The 15,205-nt window shown below is 71.0% G+C and carries 15 protein-coding genes; 9 read left to right on the top strand and 6 right to left on the bottom strand.

The features are described from left to right. Window positions 1–8: 8 nt before the first annotated feature. The 3 genes from KZC57_RS04110 to KZC57_RS04100 are packed head-to-tail and all read right to left on the bottom strand — an operon-like array spanning window position 9 to window position 5,781. Window positions 9–3,464, bottom strand: coding sequence for an error-prone DNA polymerase (locus KZC57_RS04110; RefSeq protein WP_247641094.1), 3,456 nt, complete (start codon window positions 3,462–3,464; stop codon window positions 9–11). Continuing rightward, window positions 3,464–4,999, bottom strand: coding sequence for a DNA polymerase Y family protein (locus KZC57_RS04105; protein WP_144881326.1), 1,536 nt, complete (start codon window positions 4,997–4,999; stop codon window positions 3,464–3,466). Before KZC57_RS04105 ends, KZC57_RS04110 begins: the two co-directional genes overlap by 1 nt. Continuing rightward, a complete protein-coding gene (locus KZC57_RS04100; protein ID WP_144881325.1) occupies window positions 4,996–5,781 on the bottom strand; it encodes a hypothetical protein in 786 nt (261 codons plus the stop codon). The genes KZC57_RS04105 and KZC57_RS04100 overlap by 4 nt, the downstream gene beginning before the upstream one ends. Before the next feature lie 130 nt (window positions 5,782–5,911). Here KZC57_RS04100 and KZC57_RS04095 point away from each other — a divergent pair, with 130 nt between their 5' ends. From KZC57_RS04095 to KZC57_RS04070, 6 genes are all read left to right on the top strand, one after another. Continuing rightward, the gene (locus KZC57_RS04095) at window positions 5,912–6,382 is read left to right on the top strand and encodes an A24 family peptidase (RefSeq protein ID WP_217584377.1); all 471 of its coding nucleotides are present in this window, start codon (window positions 5,912–5,914) and stop codon (window positions 6,380–6,382) included. Window positions 6,383–6,429: 47 nt separating this feature from the next. Further along, the gene (locus tag KZC57_RS04090; RefSeq protein ID WP_025105115.1) at window positions 6,430–6,645 is read left to right on the top strand and encodes a hypothetical protein; all 216 of its coding nucleotides are present in this window, start codon (window positions 6,430–6,432) and stop codon (window positions 6,643–6,645) included. Further along, window positions 6,638–7,249: a CYTH domain-containing protein gene (locus KZC57_RS04085; protein ID WP_060921147.1), complete on the top strand. Its 612-nt coding sequence runs from the start codon at window positions 6,638–6,640 to the stop codon at window positions 7,247–7,249. Before KZC57_RS04090 ends, KZC57_RS04085 begins: the two co-directional genes overlap by 8 nt. A 62-nt stretch (window positions 7,250–7,311) precedes the next feature. Continuing rightward, complete coding sequence (locus KZC57_RS04080; RefSeq protein WP_231919635.1) at window positions 7,312–8,469, top strand: type III polyketide synthase; 1,158 nt, start codon at window positions 7,312–7,314, stop codon at window positions 8,467–8,469. Beyond that, complete coding sequence (locus tag KZC57_RS04075) at window positions 8,466–9,191, top strand: methyltransferase domain-containing protein (RefSeq protein WP_247641093.1); 726 nt, start codon at window positions 8,466–8,468, stop codon at window positions 9,189–9,191. The genes KZC57_RS04080 and KZC57_RS04075 overlap by 4 nt, the downstream gene beginning before the upstream one ends. Next, window positions 9,178–10,299, top strand: a complete 1,122-nt coding sequence (locus tag KZC57_RS04070; RefSeq protein ID WP_247641092.1) for an NAD(P)/FAD-dependent oxidoreductase — start codon at window positions 9,178–9,180, stop codon at window positions 10,297–10,299. The genes KZC57_RS04075 and KZC57_RS04070 overlap by 14 nt, the downstream gene beginning before the upstream one ends. Window positions 10,300–10,353: 54 nt before the next feature. Here the strand turns inward: KZC57_RS04070 and lpdA are convergent, their stop codons facing one another. Together lpdA and KZC57_RS04060 are read right to left on the bottom strand one after the other, a co-directional pair. Further along, complete coding sequence (lpdA, locus tag KZC57_RS04065) at window positions 10,354–11,751, bottom strand: dihydrolipoyl dehydrogenase (RefSeq protein ID WP_060921151.1); 1,398 nt, start codon at window positions 11,749–11,751, stop codon at window positions 10,354–10,356. Window positions 11,752–11,760: 9 nt separating this feature from the next. After that, a complete protein-coding gene (locus KZC57_RS04060; RefSeq protein WP_247641091.1) occupies window positions 11,761–12,414 on the bottom strand; it encodes a copper resistance CopC family protein in 654 nt (217 codons plus the stop codon). A gap of 100 nt (window positions 12,415–12,514) precedes the next feature. On the opposite strand from KZC57_RS04060, the gene KZC57_RS04055 reads away from it, so the two are divergent. The 3 genes from KZC57_RS04055 (at window position 12,515) to KZC57_RS04045 (ending at window position 14,328) form a co-directional block, all read left to right on the top strand. Beyond that, entirely contained in the window at window positions 12,515–12,997 is a 483-nt protein-coding gene (locus KZC57_RS04055; RefSeq protein WP_060921153.1) for an FHA domain-containing protein, read from the top strand. Further along, on the top strand, window positions 12,997–13,683 hold the full coding sequence (locus tag KZC57_RS04050; protein ID WP_060921154.1) for a MerR family transcriptional regulator: 687 nt from the start codon (window positions 12,997–12,999) through the stop codon (window positions 13,681–13,683). Before KZC57_RS04055 ends, KZC57_RS04050 begins: the two co-directional genes overlap by 1 nt. Before the next feature lie 99 nt (window positions 13,684–13,782). Beyond that, window positions 13,783–14,328, top strand: coding sequence for a MerR family transcriptional regulator (locus tag KZC57_RS04045; protein ID WP_060921155.1), 546 nt, complete (start codon window positions 13,783–13,785; stop codon window positions 14,326–14,328). Between the two features lie 64 nt (window positions 14,329–14,392). Here the strand turns inward: KZC57_RS04045 and KZC57_RS04040 are convergent, their stop codons facing one another. Then, window positions 14,393–15,205 carry a ParA family protein gene (locus KZC57_RS04040; RefSeq protein WP_060921164.1) on the bottom strand — a complete coding sequence of 271 codons (813 nt, stop codon included), beginning with the start codon at window positions 15,203–15,205 and terminating at the stop codon, window positions 14,393–14,395.

Here is a 15,205-nt window from a genome sequence, read left to right as displayed (position 1 = left end):
CACCGGACTCATCGGAAGTCCCGCGAGCGGTGCATGACCCCCGTGCGGAGGTCTTCGAAGGCGTCGGCGAGCACATTGACGACCCCCTCCGGTGAGCGCTCGAGGATGCCGCGGATGATGAGCGCTGGGGACTCTCGGGCGATACGACCGAACCGACCCCAGACCCCCGTCGAGCAGATCACGTTCACCAACCCGCTCTCATCCTCGAGGTTGACGAAGGTGACGCCGGCGGCCGTGGCGGGTCGTTGTCGATGGGTGACGAGACCGGCCACCTCGACGCGTCGTCCGGTCTCATGCCGCTGCAGGTCCGCGGCCGTCAGGACGCCGCGAGCCCGGAGGTCGTCGCGGAAGTGCGTCATCGGGTGGTCGTCGGTCGAGATGCCGGTCGCCCAGAGGTCGGCCGAGAGGCGCTCGTAGCTGGTCTGGTCGGCGAACAGCGGCGGCTGCACCGCCACCGTGGTCCCCGGGAGGAAACGGGCGCGGTCTTCCGCGGCGGCCCCGGCGAGCCAGATGGCCTCCCGGCGCTCCAACCCGAGGCACGCGAAGGCTCCGGCGGTGGCGAGGGCCTCCAACTGAGCGGCCGTCGCGTCGGTCCGGCGCACGAGGTCGTGCAGATCGCGGTAGGGACCGTGTGCCTCCCGCTCGGCGACGATGCGCTCCGCCATCGGCACGCCGATCCCGCGGATGCCGCTGAGTCCCAGGCGCACCGCGAACCGTCCGTCCCGCCGGTGCGCCGCGGACTCGTCCGGTGCGCTCCGGTCGAAGCGGTGCACGGGCGGCTGCGGGTCGGCCAGGCAGTCGTCTCTCCCGGTCGTCCCTGCGGCGTCCGGCGTGAGGCGTTCGAGGGTCTCGGTGGCGGAGGAGAGATGGAGATCCGGGCGACGGACCTCCACGCCGTGCCGACGGGCATCCGCCGTGAGGGTCGCGGGGGAGTAGAAGCCCATCGGCTGCGACCGCAGCAGGCCCGCGAGGAAGGCGGCCGGATAGTGCAGCTTCAACCACGAGCTCGCGTAGACGAGCAGGGCGAAGGACAGGGAATGGGACTCGGCGAAGCCGAAGTTCGAGAACGCCTGGATCTGCGCGTAGATCCGGTCGGCGGCCTCGTCGACGAGCCCGCGGCGGGCCATCCCGGCGTACAGCTTGTCCCTGACCTTCTCGATCTTCTCCAGACCCCGCTTCGATCCCATCGCCCGGCGCAGCAGATCGGCCTCGTCGGCCGTGCAGTCGCCGACGGCCGTGGCCATCTGGATGAGTTGCTCCTGGAAGATGGGGATGCCGAGTGTCCGCGCGAGGATGTCCTCGAGGTCGCTGTGCGGGTAGGGGATGGGGAACTCCTCCGAGGGCTCGCCCCTGGCCTCCCGTTCCCGGTTCGCCTCGTCCACCTTGTCCTTCGCCATCTTCCGACGGACGAACGGGTGCACGGCGCCGCCCTGGATGGGGCCGGGGCGGATGAGGGCGATCTGGATGGCGAGGTCGTAGAAGCGTCGCGGCTGCAGCCGGGGGAGCAGCCCGATCTGCGCGCGGGACTCCACCTGGAAGACGCCGATCGAGTCGGCCCGGCAGAGCATGTCGTAGACGCCGGCCTCCTCCTTCGGCAGGGTCTCCAGCGTCCACTCCTCGCCCGTCGCCTCCCGGACCAGGTCGAAGCAGTGCTGCAGCGCCGCGAGCATGCCCAGACCGAGCAGATCGAACTTCACCAGTCCCATGAAGGCGGCGTCGTCCTTGTCCCACTGGATGACGGTGCGGTCCTCCATGCGGGCGTGCTCGACCGGCACCACCTCTCCGACCGGCCGGGCTGTGAGCACCATGCCGCCTGAGTGGATCCCCAGATGCCGTGGAGCCTTCAGCAGCTCGGCCGCGTAGTCGAGCACGGTGTCGGGGATGTCGTGGCCCTCCACGGGTTCGAGCCCTGATCCCCAGCCGTCCACCTGCCGTGACCAGGAGTCCTGCTGTCCTGGAGAGTGCCCCAGGGCTCTGGCCATGTCGCGGACGGCGTTCTTCGGCCGGTACTGGATGACGTTCGCCACCTGGGCCGCCCGCTCCCTGCCGTACTCCCGGTAGACCCACTGGATGATCTCCTCCCGTCGCCGTGAGTCGAAGTCCACGTCGATGTCCGGCTCCTCCGTGCGGGTGGTGGCGAGGAAGCGCTCGAAGGGGAGACGGTAGAGGATCGGGTCGACCGCGGTGATGCCCAGCAGATAGCAGACCGCGCTCGCCGCCGCCGAACCCCGGCCCTGGCAGAGGATGCCGCGTCGCCGGGCCTCCGTCACGATGCCGTGCACGATGAGGAAGTACCCGGGGAAGTCCTTCTCCTCGATCACGTCGAGCTCGCGGGCGATGCGTCGGCGGCCGTCCGCGTCCAGCCGCGGGTACTTCGACGGGACCGCCTCCCAGACCAGGTGCCGCAGCCAGCTCATCGGCGTGTGCCCCGGCGGGACGTCCTGACGGGGGAGGGCGGGGCGGGCCATCCGAAGTGGGAAGGCCGAGGCCGCGGCCAGCTCCAGGCCGTGCGAGATCGCACCAGGGTACCGCCGGAAGCGCGCCGTCATCTCCGCCCCGCTGCGCAGGTGCGCGCCGCCATGGGCCGGCAGCCAGCCGTCGAGCTCGTCCATGCTCCGGACCGCGCGGACCGCGGCCACCGCCTCGGCGAGAGGGGCCTGGTCCGGGCGGGCGTAGTGCACGTTGTTGGTCGCTACGACGGGCAGCCGCATCCGGCGGGCGAGGTCGGCGAGGGCGTCGTTGCGCCGGGTGTCCAGCGGATCGCCGTGGTCGAAGAGCTCGACGGAGACATTGTCGTGTCCGAAAAGTCCGACGAGATGGTGCAGCGGCGCGGCCGCGTCTCCGGCCTCCAGCCCCTGTCGTACCGCCCCCTTGCGGCAGCCGGTGAGGATCGTCCAGTGCCCGTCGGCGGTCGCCGCGAGCTCGTCGAGGTCGTAGACCGGGCGCCCCTTCTCCCCGCCGCGGAGCTGGGCCGCGGTGATCGCCCCCGACAGGCGGTGGTACCCCTCGAGGCCCCGGGCGAGCACGAGCAGATGCGTGCCCGGCGGATCGGCGGCCCCCTGCGGAGCGGAGGGCAGGTCGAGGGAGAGCTCGGCGCCGTAGACGGTCTGCAGCCGCAGCTCCATGAGCTCCGCCAGCTCGGCGAAGCGCGCGGCGCCGTAGAACCCGTCGTGGTCGGTGAGGGCGAGCGCGCTCAGGCCGAGACGCTCGGCCTCCGCGAGGAGGTCTTCGGGGGAGGACGCCCCGTCGAGGAAGGAGTAGGACGAGTGCGCGTGCAGCTCGGCATAGGGCACCGCCTCCTCCGGACGCTCCGGGAGGGCCGGGGGGACGCGCTTCCGCGGACGACTCACCGGTCCGGGATCCGGGCGGAGCCCCCGCGGTGCGGAGGTCGCTTCGGGAGTGGGCTCTCCGCTGAGGGTGCGTTCGAGCTGATCCCAGGTCAACGGCGGATTGTGCCAGCCCATCAGCGGTACCTCCCCTCAGCCCACCAGCGCTCGCCGGCCAGGAAGACCAGCCAGGCGCGATCGCGGTCGTCGATGATCTGGAGCCGGTGTCCTCGTTTGCCGCCGCCCGTGCTCCACCGCCGTTCATGCACGGGCCACGGGCCGGCCCAGGCCTGCACGGCCGCCCCGTCGATGCGGGCGGGGTCGTGCGTGAGGGCGCCACGATCGTCGACGTCGATCGTGCTCCCGTCCGCGGCGACGACGCCGATGGGGCGCGGTGGGCGGAACACCTCGGAGGGGAGAGGGTCGGGAAGGCTCCCCGGCCAGGGGGACCGCGGATCACGAGGCGGGACCGGGCGCTCGCCCCACGGCGTGAGCACCTGACGATCGGCGAGCCAGCGCCCTCCGGAGAGGGCGGCGGTGACCACGCCCTGATGCCCCAGCATGGTCTGCACCCGTGAGACCGCGTGATGCAGTCGCTCATCGGTGCCCGAGCCGAAGAGTCCAGGTTGATGGTGGGCCGCATCATCCACTGCGACGGGGAGGAGGCGGGCGGCCACGATGCCCCCGAATGCCCTCGCCTCGTCGACGGGCGCGCTCGCGGTCAGGGCGGCGACCGCCTCCAGCTGCCAGCGCACACGGTCCACGAGGTCGGCGGCGTCGAAGCTCGTCGGGTGCAGCCAGGTGCGGGAGTGGACGGCGCCGTCGTCGTCGGTCAGGTCGATCCGCACCTCGGTGCACACGAGCGACGCGTCCGCCAGAGCGAGCATCACGGCATCGGCGGTCTGCCGCACGGCGAAGGCCACCTGGTCGGTGCCTCCGAGAGGGGACTCGAACTCGATGGTCCTGGCCAGTTCGGGGTCGGGCGGTCGGGGAGCCAGTGGCCGGGAGTCGGCGCCGGCGGCGAGGGCCTGCAGGCGGGCACCGTGCTCGCCGAAGCGGTCGCGGACGTCGAGAGGGGCGAGCGCGGTGAACTCGCCGAGAGTGCGCACGCCGAGGCGGAGGAGGAGATCGCTGATCTGCTCGTCGCGGAGCACCTGCACGGGGTAGGGGGCCAGGAACTCGCGGGAGCCGCCCGGGGGCACGACCGTGCAGGACGCCGTTCCTCGGGCCGCGATCTCGGCGGTGAAGGGTCCGTCGGCGACGCCGACACGCACTTCGGGGAAGCCGGCAGCGGCGAGGATCGCGGACAGGGCTGTCGCCGCCTCGGCCTCTCCGCCGTGATAGCGGGCGATCCCGCGAGCGCGCAGGATCGCGAGGCCGGGGCGCAGCAGCGTCACGCCAGGGGCGTGCTTCTCGATGAGCTGCAGCACCGGGACGAAGGCACGCTCGTCCTTCTCGGCGTCGTGGGGGAGGACCTGCAGCGAGGAGAGGAGTCCCTGGGCGACGCGGCGACGCTGCCCGATGCGGACGCCGTGCGCGCGAGCGGATGCGGTGCAGGCGACGACCGTGTTGGCCTGCACCAGGGCCGTGGGCGGATGCGGCCCTCCGCCCAGCACCGCTCGCAGCGGCCAGTCGGGGAACCAGAGGACGAGGACACGGAGAGGGGTGCTCATCCCGCCTCCGCCCAGAAGAGGAGGTCGGACGACCCGGCCTCAGCGCCGTCCGTCGCAGAGGGAGCGAGCGGCGGCAGGGCGGTCAGCTCTGCGACCACGGTTTCCACGGCTCCGTGCCCGCCGGGCAGTCGGACACGCACGCTCGAGGCGCGAGGGCTGTGCCTGGTCCGCGCCGTGACCGTCACCGTGCAGTCCGAGAGCAGCCCCCACCCCTCGCCGAGCCCATGCCAGTCCGGGTCGTGCAGCCGGATGGTCCCCTCGCTCTGCGCCCAGCGCCCCGCGCCCGGTTCCTCCGCCACGAGCAGCGTGGACCCGCGGTCGCGCAGACGGGCGCTGAGTCGGGACACATCGGCGTCCTGTGCCCTCGTCGTGGGCTGCACGACGATCAGGGGCACCACCTCGGCCAGCGCGGATGCGACGGCGAGCCAGCGGTCCCCCGGGTCGGGGACGAGGATCAGTCGGCTCAGGTCGATGCCGTAGGCGGCAGCGGCCTCGACCCCCAGGGTGGGCATGCCGATCACCGCGCACCAGTGCCCGCGGTCGGAGGAGGCGCTGAGCAGCGCGAGCACGAGGGCGGGCGAGGGGGAGACGGTGTACGAGGTGCCCGTCTGCAGCCCCTCCTCCGGCAGCAGTGCGGCGAAGGCGGGATCGAGGGGGAGGAGCGTGTGCTCGCTGCGCCGTCGCTGCATCCGGCTGATCTCGCGGCGCAGCCGCAGGACCTCTCCGGCGCGGGTGTCGCTGGTCGGAGAGAGCGCGGTCATCGCATCGAGCCCGATCCCCATGTGTCCATCCTCGAAGATATGTACGAATAAAGCAAGTGACACGACTGACGCTAGTTCGTACATCCGACATCGCCTGGCGGGTTGTCCACAAGGCCCTCCGCGCCCTCCCGGATCTCCCTACCCTGCCGGGATGGACATCCGTCTCGCCCTCGTCGGTCTCGTGCACGGCGGCCTCCTCGCGGTCGGCATCCTGCTGGCCGTGATCGATGCGCGCACCCACCGGCTCCCGAACCGCATCGTGCTGCCGACCCTGTTCCTGCTGCTCCTGGCGGCGGCCGCCGACGCCGTCGCCACCGCCGACGCGGCCGCGCTGGGGCGGGGCCTGCTCGGGGCCCTCGTGCTCGGCGGCTTCTATGCGGCCCTGCGGCTGCTCAGCCGGGCGGGCATGGGCGGAGGCGATGTGAAGCTCGCCCTCGTGATCGGACTCGTCCTCGCCTGGCACGGCTGGGGCGCGTTCCTCCTCGGCGCCACGTCCGCCTTCGCGCTCGGAGCCGTCTACGCGCTCGTGCTCCTCGCCGCGGGACGGGCCGATCGGAGGACCCGCATCGCCTTCGGCCCGTGGATGATCGCGGGGGCGGTCCTCGGCGTCCTCGGCGGCTGACCGGGCGGGTCGCCCCGAATGAGGGAGGGCGGCGCTACCCTGGGCACATGGCACTCGCACGACTTCACGGCGGCCCGCTGGACGGGCAGATCATCCCCCTCGACGACGACGCGGACGACAAGCTGATCGTCCCCTACAGCGAGACGCAGGTGGTCTACAACCGCCGCGGCGAGCCGCAGAACACGGGCGAGGGCGACGGCCCCACCGAGATCGACTACTGGTTCGAGGAAGCCCTCGAGGACCTCACGCTCGAGGATGACTGAGCCCTCTCGCACCGTCGAGGTCGAGCGCAAGTACGACGTCGACGAGGGGACGCCCCTGCCCGACTGGACGGCGATCCCCGGAGTCGATGCGGTCTCGCCCGGTGAGCACCGCGCTCTCGACGCCCGCTATCTGGACACCGCGGATGGAACGCTGGCCCGTGCCGGCGTCGCGGTGCGCCGTCGCTCCGGCGGACCGGACGAGGGCTGGCACATCAAGGGCCCGCGGCAGGGCGACGGCCGGGTCGAACAGGGCTGGCCCCTCGGTGGCGAGGAGGTGCCGACGGCGGTGCGCGCAGCGATCGCCGCCTGGACGACCGCGCCGCTGGAGCCGCTCGCACGCATCGAGAACGACCGGACGGCCTACCTCCTCACCGGACCGGACGGCGTCGTGGCGGAGTTCGTCGACGACCGTGTGCGCGCGACCGATCTGCGCGGCGGAACACGTCGGGCGTGGCGGGAATGGGAGGTCGAACTCGGACCGGCGGCTCCGTCCGACGATGCCGGTCGCGCGGCGTTCTTCGCGGCGATCGAGCGCGCCGTGCGGGCGGCGGGCGGTCGCGAGGCCGGCTCCGATTCGAAGCTCGCCCGGGCTCTCGGCTTCTAGGCCGCCGACTCCTCGGATGCAACCCCTTTCCGCGTCCGGTTGCGGGGTGGTTGAGTGACCACATGAGTCGACCGCCTGTGCTCCGATCGCTGCAGACGATCGTCCCCGAGACCGTCCTCGTGCAGGAGCAGGTGCGCGACGTCTTCGCCGCGCAGCCCGGGCTGGGACGGCTGGCGCAGCGCATCGTGGCGACGTCGTTCAACGTCTCCGGCATCGACACACGGCACACCGTGATCGCGGAGCTGGCCGAAGACGCCGCCCCGGACGAACCGCTGTTCTATGACCGCGGCTCGGGACGGCTGTTGGCGCCGGGCACGAAGGCGCGCAATGACGTCTACACGCGTGAGGCGTCCCGTCTCTTCGTCGAGGCAGCGCGCCGCGCCCTCGAGGCGGACCCCGACCTGGACCCGGCGGACGTGACGCACGTCATCACGGTCTCCTGTACGGGCTTCCACGCCCCGGGACCCGAATACGAGATCGTGCGCGGGCTCGGCCTGTCCGACGCCGTCCAGCGGTACCACCTGGGCTTCATGGGCTGCTACGCCTCGATGCCGGCTCTCCGCGCGGCCGCACAGTTCTGCGCGGCCGATGAGAACGCGGTCGTCCTCGTCGTCAGTGTCGAACTGTGCACGCTGCACCTGCGTTCCTCCGAGGATCCGGACACCATCGTGGCCTCCTCCCTGTTCGCCGACGGGGCTGCCGCAGGGATCGTGACGGCACGGGACCTGCCCACGGCCGTCCCCGCGCTCCGGCTCGACGGCTTCCACACCGCGATCGTGCCGGAGGGTGTCGACGACATGGCCTGGACGATCGGCGACTCCGGTTTCGAGATGATCCTGTCGACCGCCGTCCCGCAGATCATCGGCGAGTCGATCATCGGGGCACTCGCGCCGCTCTACGGGCGGGAGGAGGGGCTGGCGGAGGCCTTCGCCGCCGGGCGGGTGGGCGACCGGGTGCGCCACTGGGCGATCCACCCGGGAGGGCGGAGCATCCTCGACCGCGTGCAGGAGCGGATGGCCCTGAGCGACGGGCAGCTGCGACCCGCGCGCGAGACGCTCCGCGAGTTCGGGAACATGTCGAGCGCGACCGTGCTGTTCGTGCTGAAGCGCATCCTCGAACAGGAGGGCGCGGAGGCAGGCGACCGCGTGGCGGCGATGGCCTTCGGACCTGGCCTCACCGCCGAGAGCGCGCTGCTGACCGTCGTCGCTCCCGCACCGTGAGCGTGGATCTGTCGGCGCGCGCCGCCGACCTCGTCGAGCTCATGGACGACCCCGACGCGGACGAGGAGGCGCTCGGCCGCACGTACCGGCGCTTCAGCGCCGTCAACGCGGTCGTCTCACGCCCCGGGCGGCTGTATCGACGTGACATCCGCCCCCGGGCGGCGGCAGGGCGTCCGCTGCGCATCCTCGACATCGGCGCCGGCGGGGGAGACCTGTGTCGCGACCTCGTCCGGAGACTGCGACGCGATGGCCTCCGGGCCGACATCACTGCTCTGGACGCCGACGAGCGCGCGATCCGCTGGGCCTCGGCACACGACGACGGTGCGGGGATCCGCTATCGTCACGCATTCTCCAGCGACCTCGTGGCGGCGGGCGAGACCTATGACATCGTCCTCTCCAACCACGTCCTCCATCACCTCGACGCCGCAGCGTTGCACGCGGTGCTCGCCGACTCGCGTGCGCTGGTGGGCGACCGCGGACTCGTCTCCCACCACGACATCGCCCGCAGCCGTCTGGCGTATGGGGCGTTCGCGGCCGGGACCTGGCCGTTCGCGCGAAACCTCCTCGCCGGGACCTTCATCCGGGTCGACGGTCTCCTGAGCATCCGCCGCTCGTACACTCCCCAGGAACTCGCGGCCGTCGCCCCGTCGGACTGGGAGGTGCGGTCGCACCTGCCCGCACGACTCGAGCTGCGCTGGGAGGGCGCAGATGGTCGACCATGACGTCCTCGTGGTCGGGGGCGGTCCGGTCGGGCTGCTCCTCGCCTGCCTCGTGGCGCAGGACGGTCGCCGGGTGCGGGTGTACGAGCGTCGCACGGACCAGGGCGCGCAGACGCGCGCGATCGGGATCCACCGTCCGGGGCTCGATGCCCTCGATGCCGCCGGGGTGGGGACCGAGGTGCGCTCCGAGGCGCTCCGGCTGTTCGGCGGGGAGGTCCGCAGTCGCGGGCGGCGGCTCGCCGCCTTGACCTTCCCGTCCGAACGTCCGATCCTCACGCTCGCGCAGCCGCGCACCGAGGAACTGCTGCGAGGCCGCCTCCGGGCGCTGCAACCGGATGCGCTGCAGTCCGGTCGCACCGTCAGGTCTCTCCGTGACGAGGGTCCGTTCGTGCGGGTCGGGATCGACGACGAGCACGGGTGCCGCCAAGAGACGGCGTCGATCGTGGTCGTCGCCGACGGCGTGCGGAGTCCTTTCCGGACGGCGTTCGGTGCCGGCTGGGACCCGCGGGCGGGGAGCGCGGACTACGCGATGCTCGACGTCGATGCCCCGCAGGCCGACGATCGCGCCGTGCTGTACTTCGAGCCGGACGGCCTCGTCGAGTCCTTCCCCTTGCCGGGCGGGCGGCACCGCTGGGTGGTGCGCGAAGACCGTGGCAGGACGGTGGCATCGGCTGCTGAGCTGGCAGGCCTCGTCGAGCAGCGGACGGGGCACGCTCTCGACGTGGACCCCGCCGCGCCCGTGTCGTCGTTCCGCGCGGCCCAGCATGCCGCGCGGCGGCTGCATCGCGGACGGATCGTCCTGCTCGGGGACGCCGCGCACGAGGTGAGCCCGATCGGCGGTCAGGGCATGAACCTGGGCTGGGCGGATGCGCTCCGGCTGCGGGACGCGTTGCGCCGGACCGACCGGGGCGCCGTCCCCGTCCTGGACGGCTTCGCCCGGGAGGTATGGCGGACCACGCGGAAGGCGCATCGTCGTTCCGCGTTCTTCATGGCGATGGGGGCTCCGGCTATCGCGCCGGTCGTCGTCGTCCGGGAGGGGCTGGTCGGCGTGCTCGGCTCCTCAGCACTGCGCGGGTGGACGACCGGCCTCATCACGATGCGCGGCCTGTGACGCGAGAAGGCCCGGTCCGCGTTGCGCGGACCGGGCCTTCGTCGAGGCGTCGGATCAGAAGTTGATCATGTGGCCGGCCAGGCCGTGGAAGCCCTCCTGCAGCGCCTCAGACAGCGTCGGGTGCGTGTGCACGTTGCGGGCCAGCTCGAGAGCCGTGAGGTCCCACTTCTGCGCGAGGGTCAGCTCGGGCAGCAGCTCCGACACGTCGGGGCCGATCATGTGCGCGCCGATGAGCTCGAGGTGCTCGGCGTCGGCGATGAGCTTGACGAAGCCGACCGGCTCGCCGAGGCCGTGCGCCTTGCCGTTGGCCATGAACGGGAAGGTCGCGACCTTGATCTCACGCCCCTCGTCCTTGGCCTGCTGCTCGGTGAGCCCGAACGAGGCGACCTGCGGCGAGCAGAACGTCGCGCGCGGCATCATGCGGTAGTCGCCCAGCGTCATGGTCTCGGCGCCGCCGATGGTCTCGGCCGCGACGACACCCTGCGCCTCGGCGACGTGCGCGAGCTGCAGCTTGGCGGTGACGTCGCCGATGGCGTAGATGCCCTCGACGTTCGTGCGCATGTGGTCGTCGATGTCGATCGCACCGCGCTCCGTCAGCTTCACACCCGTCTTGTCGAGTCCGAAACCCTCGACGTTCGGGGCGAACCCGACCGACATGAGCACCTTGTCGGCCTCGATCGACGCCTGCTGGCCGTCCTTGCCCGTGTACGAGACGGTGACGGAGGAACCGTTGTCGACGACCGACTCGACCTTGGTGGAGGTGAGGATGTCGACGCCGTAGTTCTTGTACTGCTTCGTGATCTCCTTCGACACGTCGGCGTCCTCGTTGGGAAGGGCCCGGTCGAGGAACTCGATGATCGTGACCTTCACGCCGTAGTTCGTCATCACGTAGGCGAACTCCATGCCGATGGCGCCGGCGCCGACGATCACGATGGACTTCGGCAGCTCACGGGAGAGGATCTGCTCCTCATAGGTCACGACGTTGTCGCTGAGCTGCACACCGGGGAGCAGGCGGACCTTCGATCCCGTCGCGATGATCGCGTTGTCGAACGTGACCTCCTCGGTGGAGCCGTCCGCCTTCGCGACCGAGATGGCCTTCGGGCCGGTGAAGGTGCCGCGGCCGTCGTACTCGGTCACCTTGTTCTTCTTCATGAGGAAGTGGATGCCCTTGACCCGGCCGTCCGCGACGACGCGGCTGCGGTCGAACGCCTTGCCGTAGTCGATCGTGAACTCTCCGGAGATCCCGAAGAAGTCGGCCTTGTGGTTCAGGGTGTGCGCGATCTCCGCGTTCTTCAGGAGCGCCTTGGAAGGGATGCAGCCGACGTTGAGGCAGACACCACCCCAGTACTTCTCCTCGATGATCGCGGTGGACAGGCCGAGCTGTGCGCTGCGAACCGCAGCGACGTATCCGCCAGGACCTGCACCAAGGATGACGACGTCGTAATGTGGCATGCCTTAAGCCTATCGCTCCGAGGGGGCGTCGGAATCGGTGGGAGCCGGTCCCCGAGGACGGCGCACGATGAGCCAGACGACCACACTCAGCGCGGCGAGCACGCCGAGGATCACCAGGACCCAGATCCATGTCGAAGCGGCTCCGGCGTCGTCTCCCGTGTCCGGTGCCGTCGTCGCGGTCGCCTCGGGCGTGGTGGTCTGCTCCGTCGTCGGCGCCGCGGTCGGGGGAGCGGTGGTGGGCTCGCCCGTCGCGGCACCCTCGTCACCGACGGTGACGGTGAAGGAGAACTCACCGGACGTGGGGTGGCCGTCGCTCGAGACGACCTTCCAGACGACGCGATACTCGCCGGCGGGCCCCGAGCCGGTCAGGGGCTGGGTCACGATCGCCCCGTCGACCGTCGGGGCGCCGTCGATCACGGATTCGCCGGCCGGATCGGTGACGGTGAGCTCCGTCGCTCCTTCGCCGTCGATGAGCTTGGCGCTGAAGGTGAGGGTCAGCTCCGTGGGCAGCGTCTCCACGCTGCTGTCCGCCGCGGGCGACGACGACACGAGGGCGTCGTGGGCCGAAGCCGACAGCGGGGAGAGGAGGACGAGGAACGCGGCGAGGAGGGTGGCCGCGAGGGCGATCGGGGCCGCCGGGCGGCGCAGAGCTGTGGTCTTCACGAGTCCAGCCTATGAATCCCCGGTATGGGACCGCTGAGTGCGAAAGCGGCCTCCCGCGCACCCCTCTGGATCGGATAGTCTGGACAGCCAGGAGGGCACAGTGACAGACAGCGACAGCCGACCGGCCGGTGAAGCCGCCATCCATCGCTCCGGCGAGCCGAGACACGATGTGACGCAGACGTTCGGACACGATTCCGATCTGTCGTTCGTCCCGTTCGGCGTGGAGTTGACCGATGTCGAGCAGTCGGCCATCGCGGCGCTGCCCTCGGGCTCGGCTCTGCTGCTCGTCCGTTCCGGAGCGCTCGCCGGTGCGCGGTATCTCCTCGACACCGACGTGACCACCGTCGGCCGCCACCCGGAGGCCGACATCTTCTTCGATGACGTCACGGTGTCCCGTCGTCACGCGGAGATCACCCGGACCGGGACGACGTTCGAGATCATCGACCAGCGCTCCCTCAACGGCACCTATGTGAACGGGGAGCGCGTGGACCGCAGCCCCCTGGCGGACGGCTCCGAGCTGCGCGTCGGCAAGTTCCGTCTGAACTTCTTCGCGTCCCCGCTCGACCGCGCGGCGAACGCCTGATGGCGGCAACTCCCGCCCGCGAACGCTCGGCGTCCGCGGGCCTGCTGAGTATCGGTCAGGTGCTCGCACGCCTCACTCCGGAGTTCCCCGACCTGACCTCCAGCAAGCTGCGGTTCCTCGAGGTGCAGGGCATCGTCCGGCCCTCCCGCACCGAGTCCGGCTACCGGAAGTTCTCCTCCGCCGATATCGAACGGCTCCGTCTGGGACTGACGCTGCAGCGGGATCACTACCTTCCGCTCAGCGTCATCCGCGAGCAGCTCGACGAGGCGGAGGCCTCGGGGGAGACGGCGGCGCTCGCGCCGCCGCCCTCGATCGCCCCGGCGCCGCGTCGTTATCGCCGTGACGAGCTGCTGGCTGCAGCAGGCGCGGGCCCGCAGCTGCTCAACGACGCCATCAGCACCGGCGTCATCACCGCGCAGGAGACCTACTCGGATTCCACCGTCGCGCTGCTCCGTGGGCTCGTCGCCCTCGACCGGCACGGCATCGAGCCGCGTCATCTCCGCTCCCTGCGACAGGGTGCGGAGCGTGAGGTCTCGCTCATCGAGTCGGCGCTCTCCACGCTGCTGCGCCGAACCGATGCCGCCTCGCGGGCGCGCGCCAACGAGCTCGCGCCGGAACTGGCCACACGGATCGACGACGTCCGGACCTTGTTCGTGAAGGACGCACTCACGCGGATCCTTTCGTAACGAACTGATTGCGACACACCTTCGGCGTCGCGCGGATGTCGTTGCCGGTGCCGGGACCCTGCTCTACCGTGGAGATAACCGTTCCAGGGAGGATTTCAGATGAATGCGGATGAGCTCGCAGGCGACCCGCGGTTCGTGACCGAACTCCTCTTCACCGACGGTCTGCCCGCGATGGACGACGAGGTCGGCTACCGCGGCGCCGTGGCGGCACGTGCGGCCGGCATCACGTACCGTCAGCTCGACTACTGGGCACGCACCGAGCTCGTCGAGCCCACGGTGCGCGGCGCGAACGGCTCCGGTTCGCAGCGCCTCTACGGGTTCCGCGACATCCTCGTCCTGAAGCTCGTGAAGAGCCTGCTCGACACCGGGATCTCCCTGCAGCAGATCCGCACCGCGGTGGACGAGCTCCGCCGCGCCGGTATCCGCGACCTCGCGGGGACGACCCTCATGAGCGACGGGGCTTCGGTCTACCTCTGCACGTCGAACGACGAGGTCATCGACCTGGTCAGTCGCGGTCAGGGTGTCTTCGGTATCGCGGTCGGCAAGGTCCTGCGCGAGGTGGAGTCGACGCTCGTCGCCTTCGACGCCTCCGCTCCCGACCCCGTCGACGAGCTCTCCGCCCGTCGCGCCAAGCGCTCCGCCTGACGGCCCCCGCTCCACGAAGAACGGCCACCCTCGAAGAGGATGGCCGTTTCGTCGTTCCGGGGTCTCAGCTCTGCGGTCCGGTCTCCGGGACGGGGATCCGACCCGTGCGGATGATGCGGTCGAGGAGCTGGTCGAAGTCTGCGGCGAGTTCCTGCGCCGAGTCGCCGGGCCAGATGTGCAGCGGCTTCGCGGCGCCCTGCGCCTGCTGGAGAGAGGTGCGCTCCGGCAGTTGCGGCGAGAGGACGAGAGGGCCGAACATGTCCCGCAGCTCCTTGATACGGAACTGGTGCTCGATCGACTGCGGGCGCACGCGGTTGACCACGATGCCCAGCGGCTGGAGGCGCGGGGAGAGGCCGCGGCGGATCTCCTCGATCGCACGGAGGGCACGGTCTGCTGCCGCTACGGAGAAGAGGCCGGGCTCGGTGACGACCATGACGCGGTCGCTCGCCGCCCACGCGGTACGGGTGAGGGCGTTCAGCGAGGGCGCGCAGTCGATGAGCACGAGGTCGTAGTCCGCCTCGACCGCTGCGAGCGCCTCCTCGAGCTTCCATACATCGCGGACGCTCGGGTGCGGGCCGTCGAAGTTGATGGCGGACGGACTGCCGATCAGCACGTCGATCGTGCCGGGGTGGACCTTGGCCCAGCCGCTGGAGGTGATCGCCTGACGGACGGTCTTCTCCTTCGGGTTCGCCAGCACATCGGCGATGTTGAGTCGTCCCGCGACCTGGATGTCCATCCCGGTGGAGACGTCGGACTGCGGGTCGAGGTCGACGACGAGCGTCCGGACACCCCGGGCGAAAGCCGCGGAGGCCAGCCCGAGTGTCACGGTCGTCTTGCCGACGCCCCCCTTGAGAGAGCTGACGCTGAGTACGTGCAC

The organism is Microbacterium sp. KSW4-4, assembly GCF_023091185.1.
Classification (GTDB): Bacteria; Actinomycetota; Actinomycetes; order Actinomycetales; family Microbacteriaceae; genus Microbacterium; species Microbacterium paraoxydans.
Note: the sequence above shows the minus strand (reverse complement) of the source record. Positions and strands in the feature narration are given on the sequence as shown.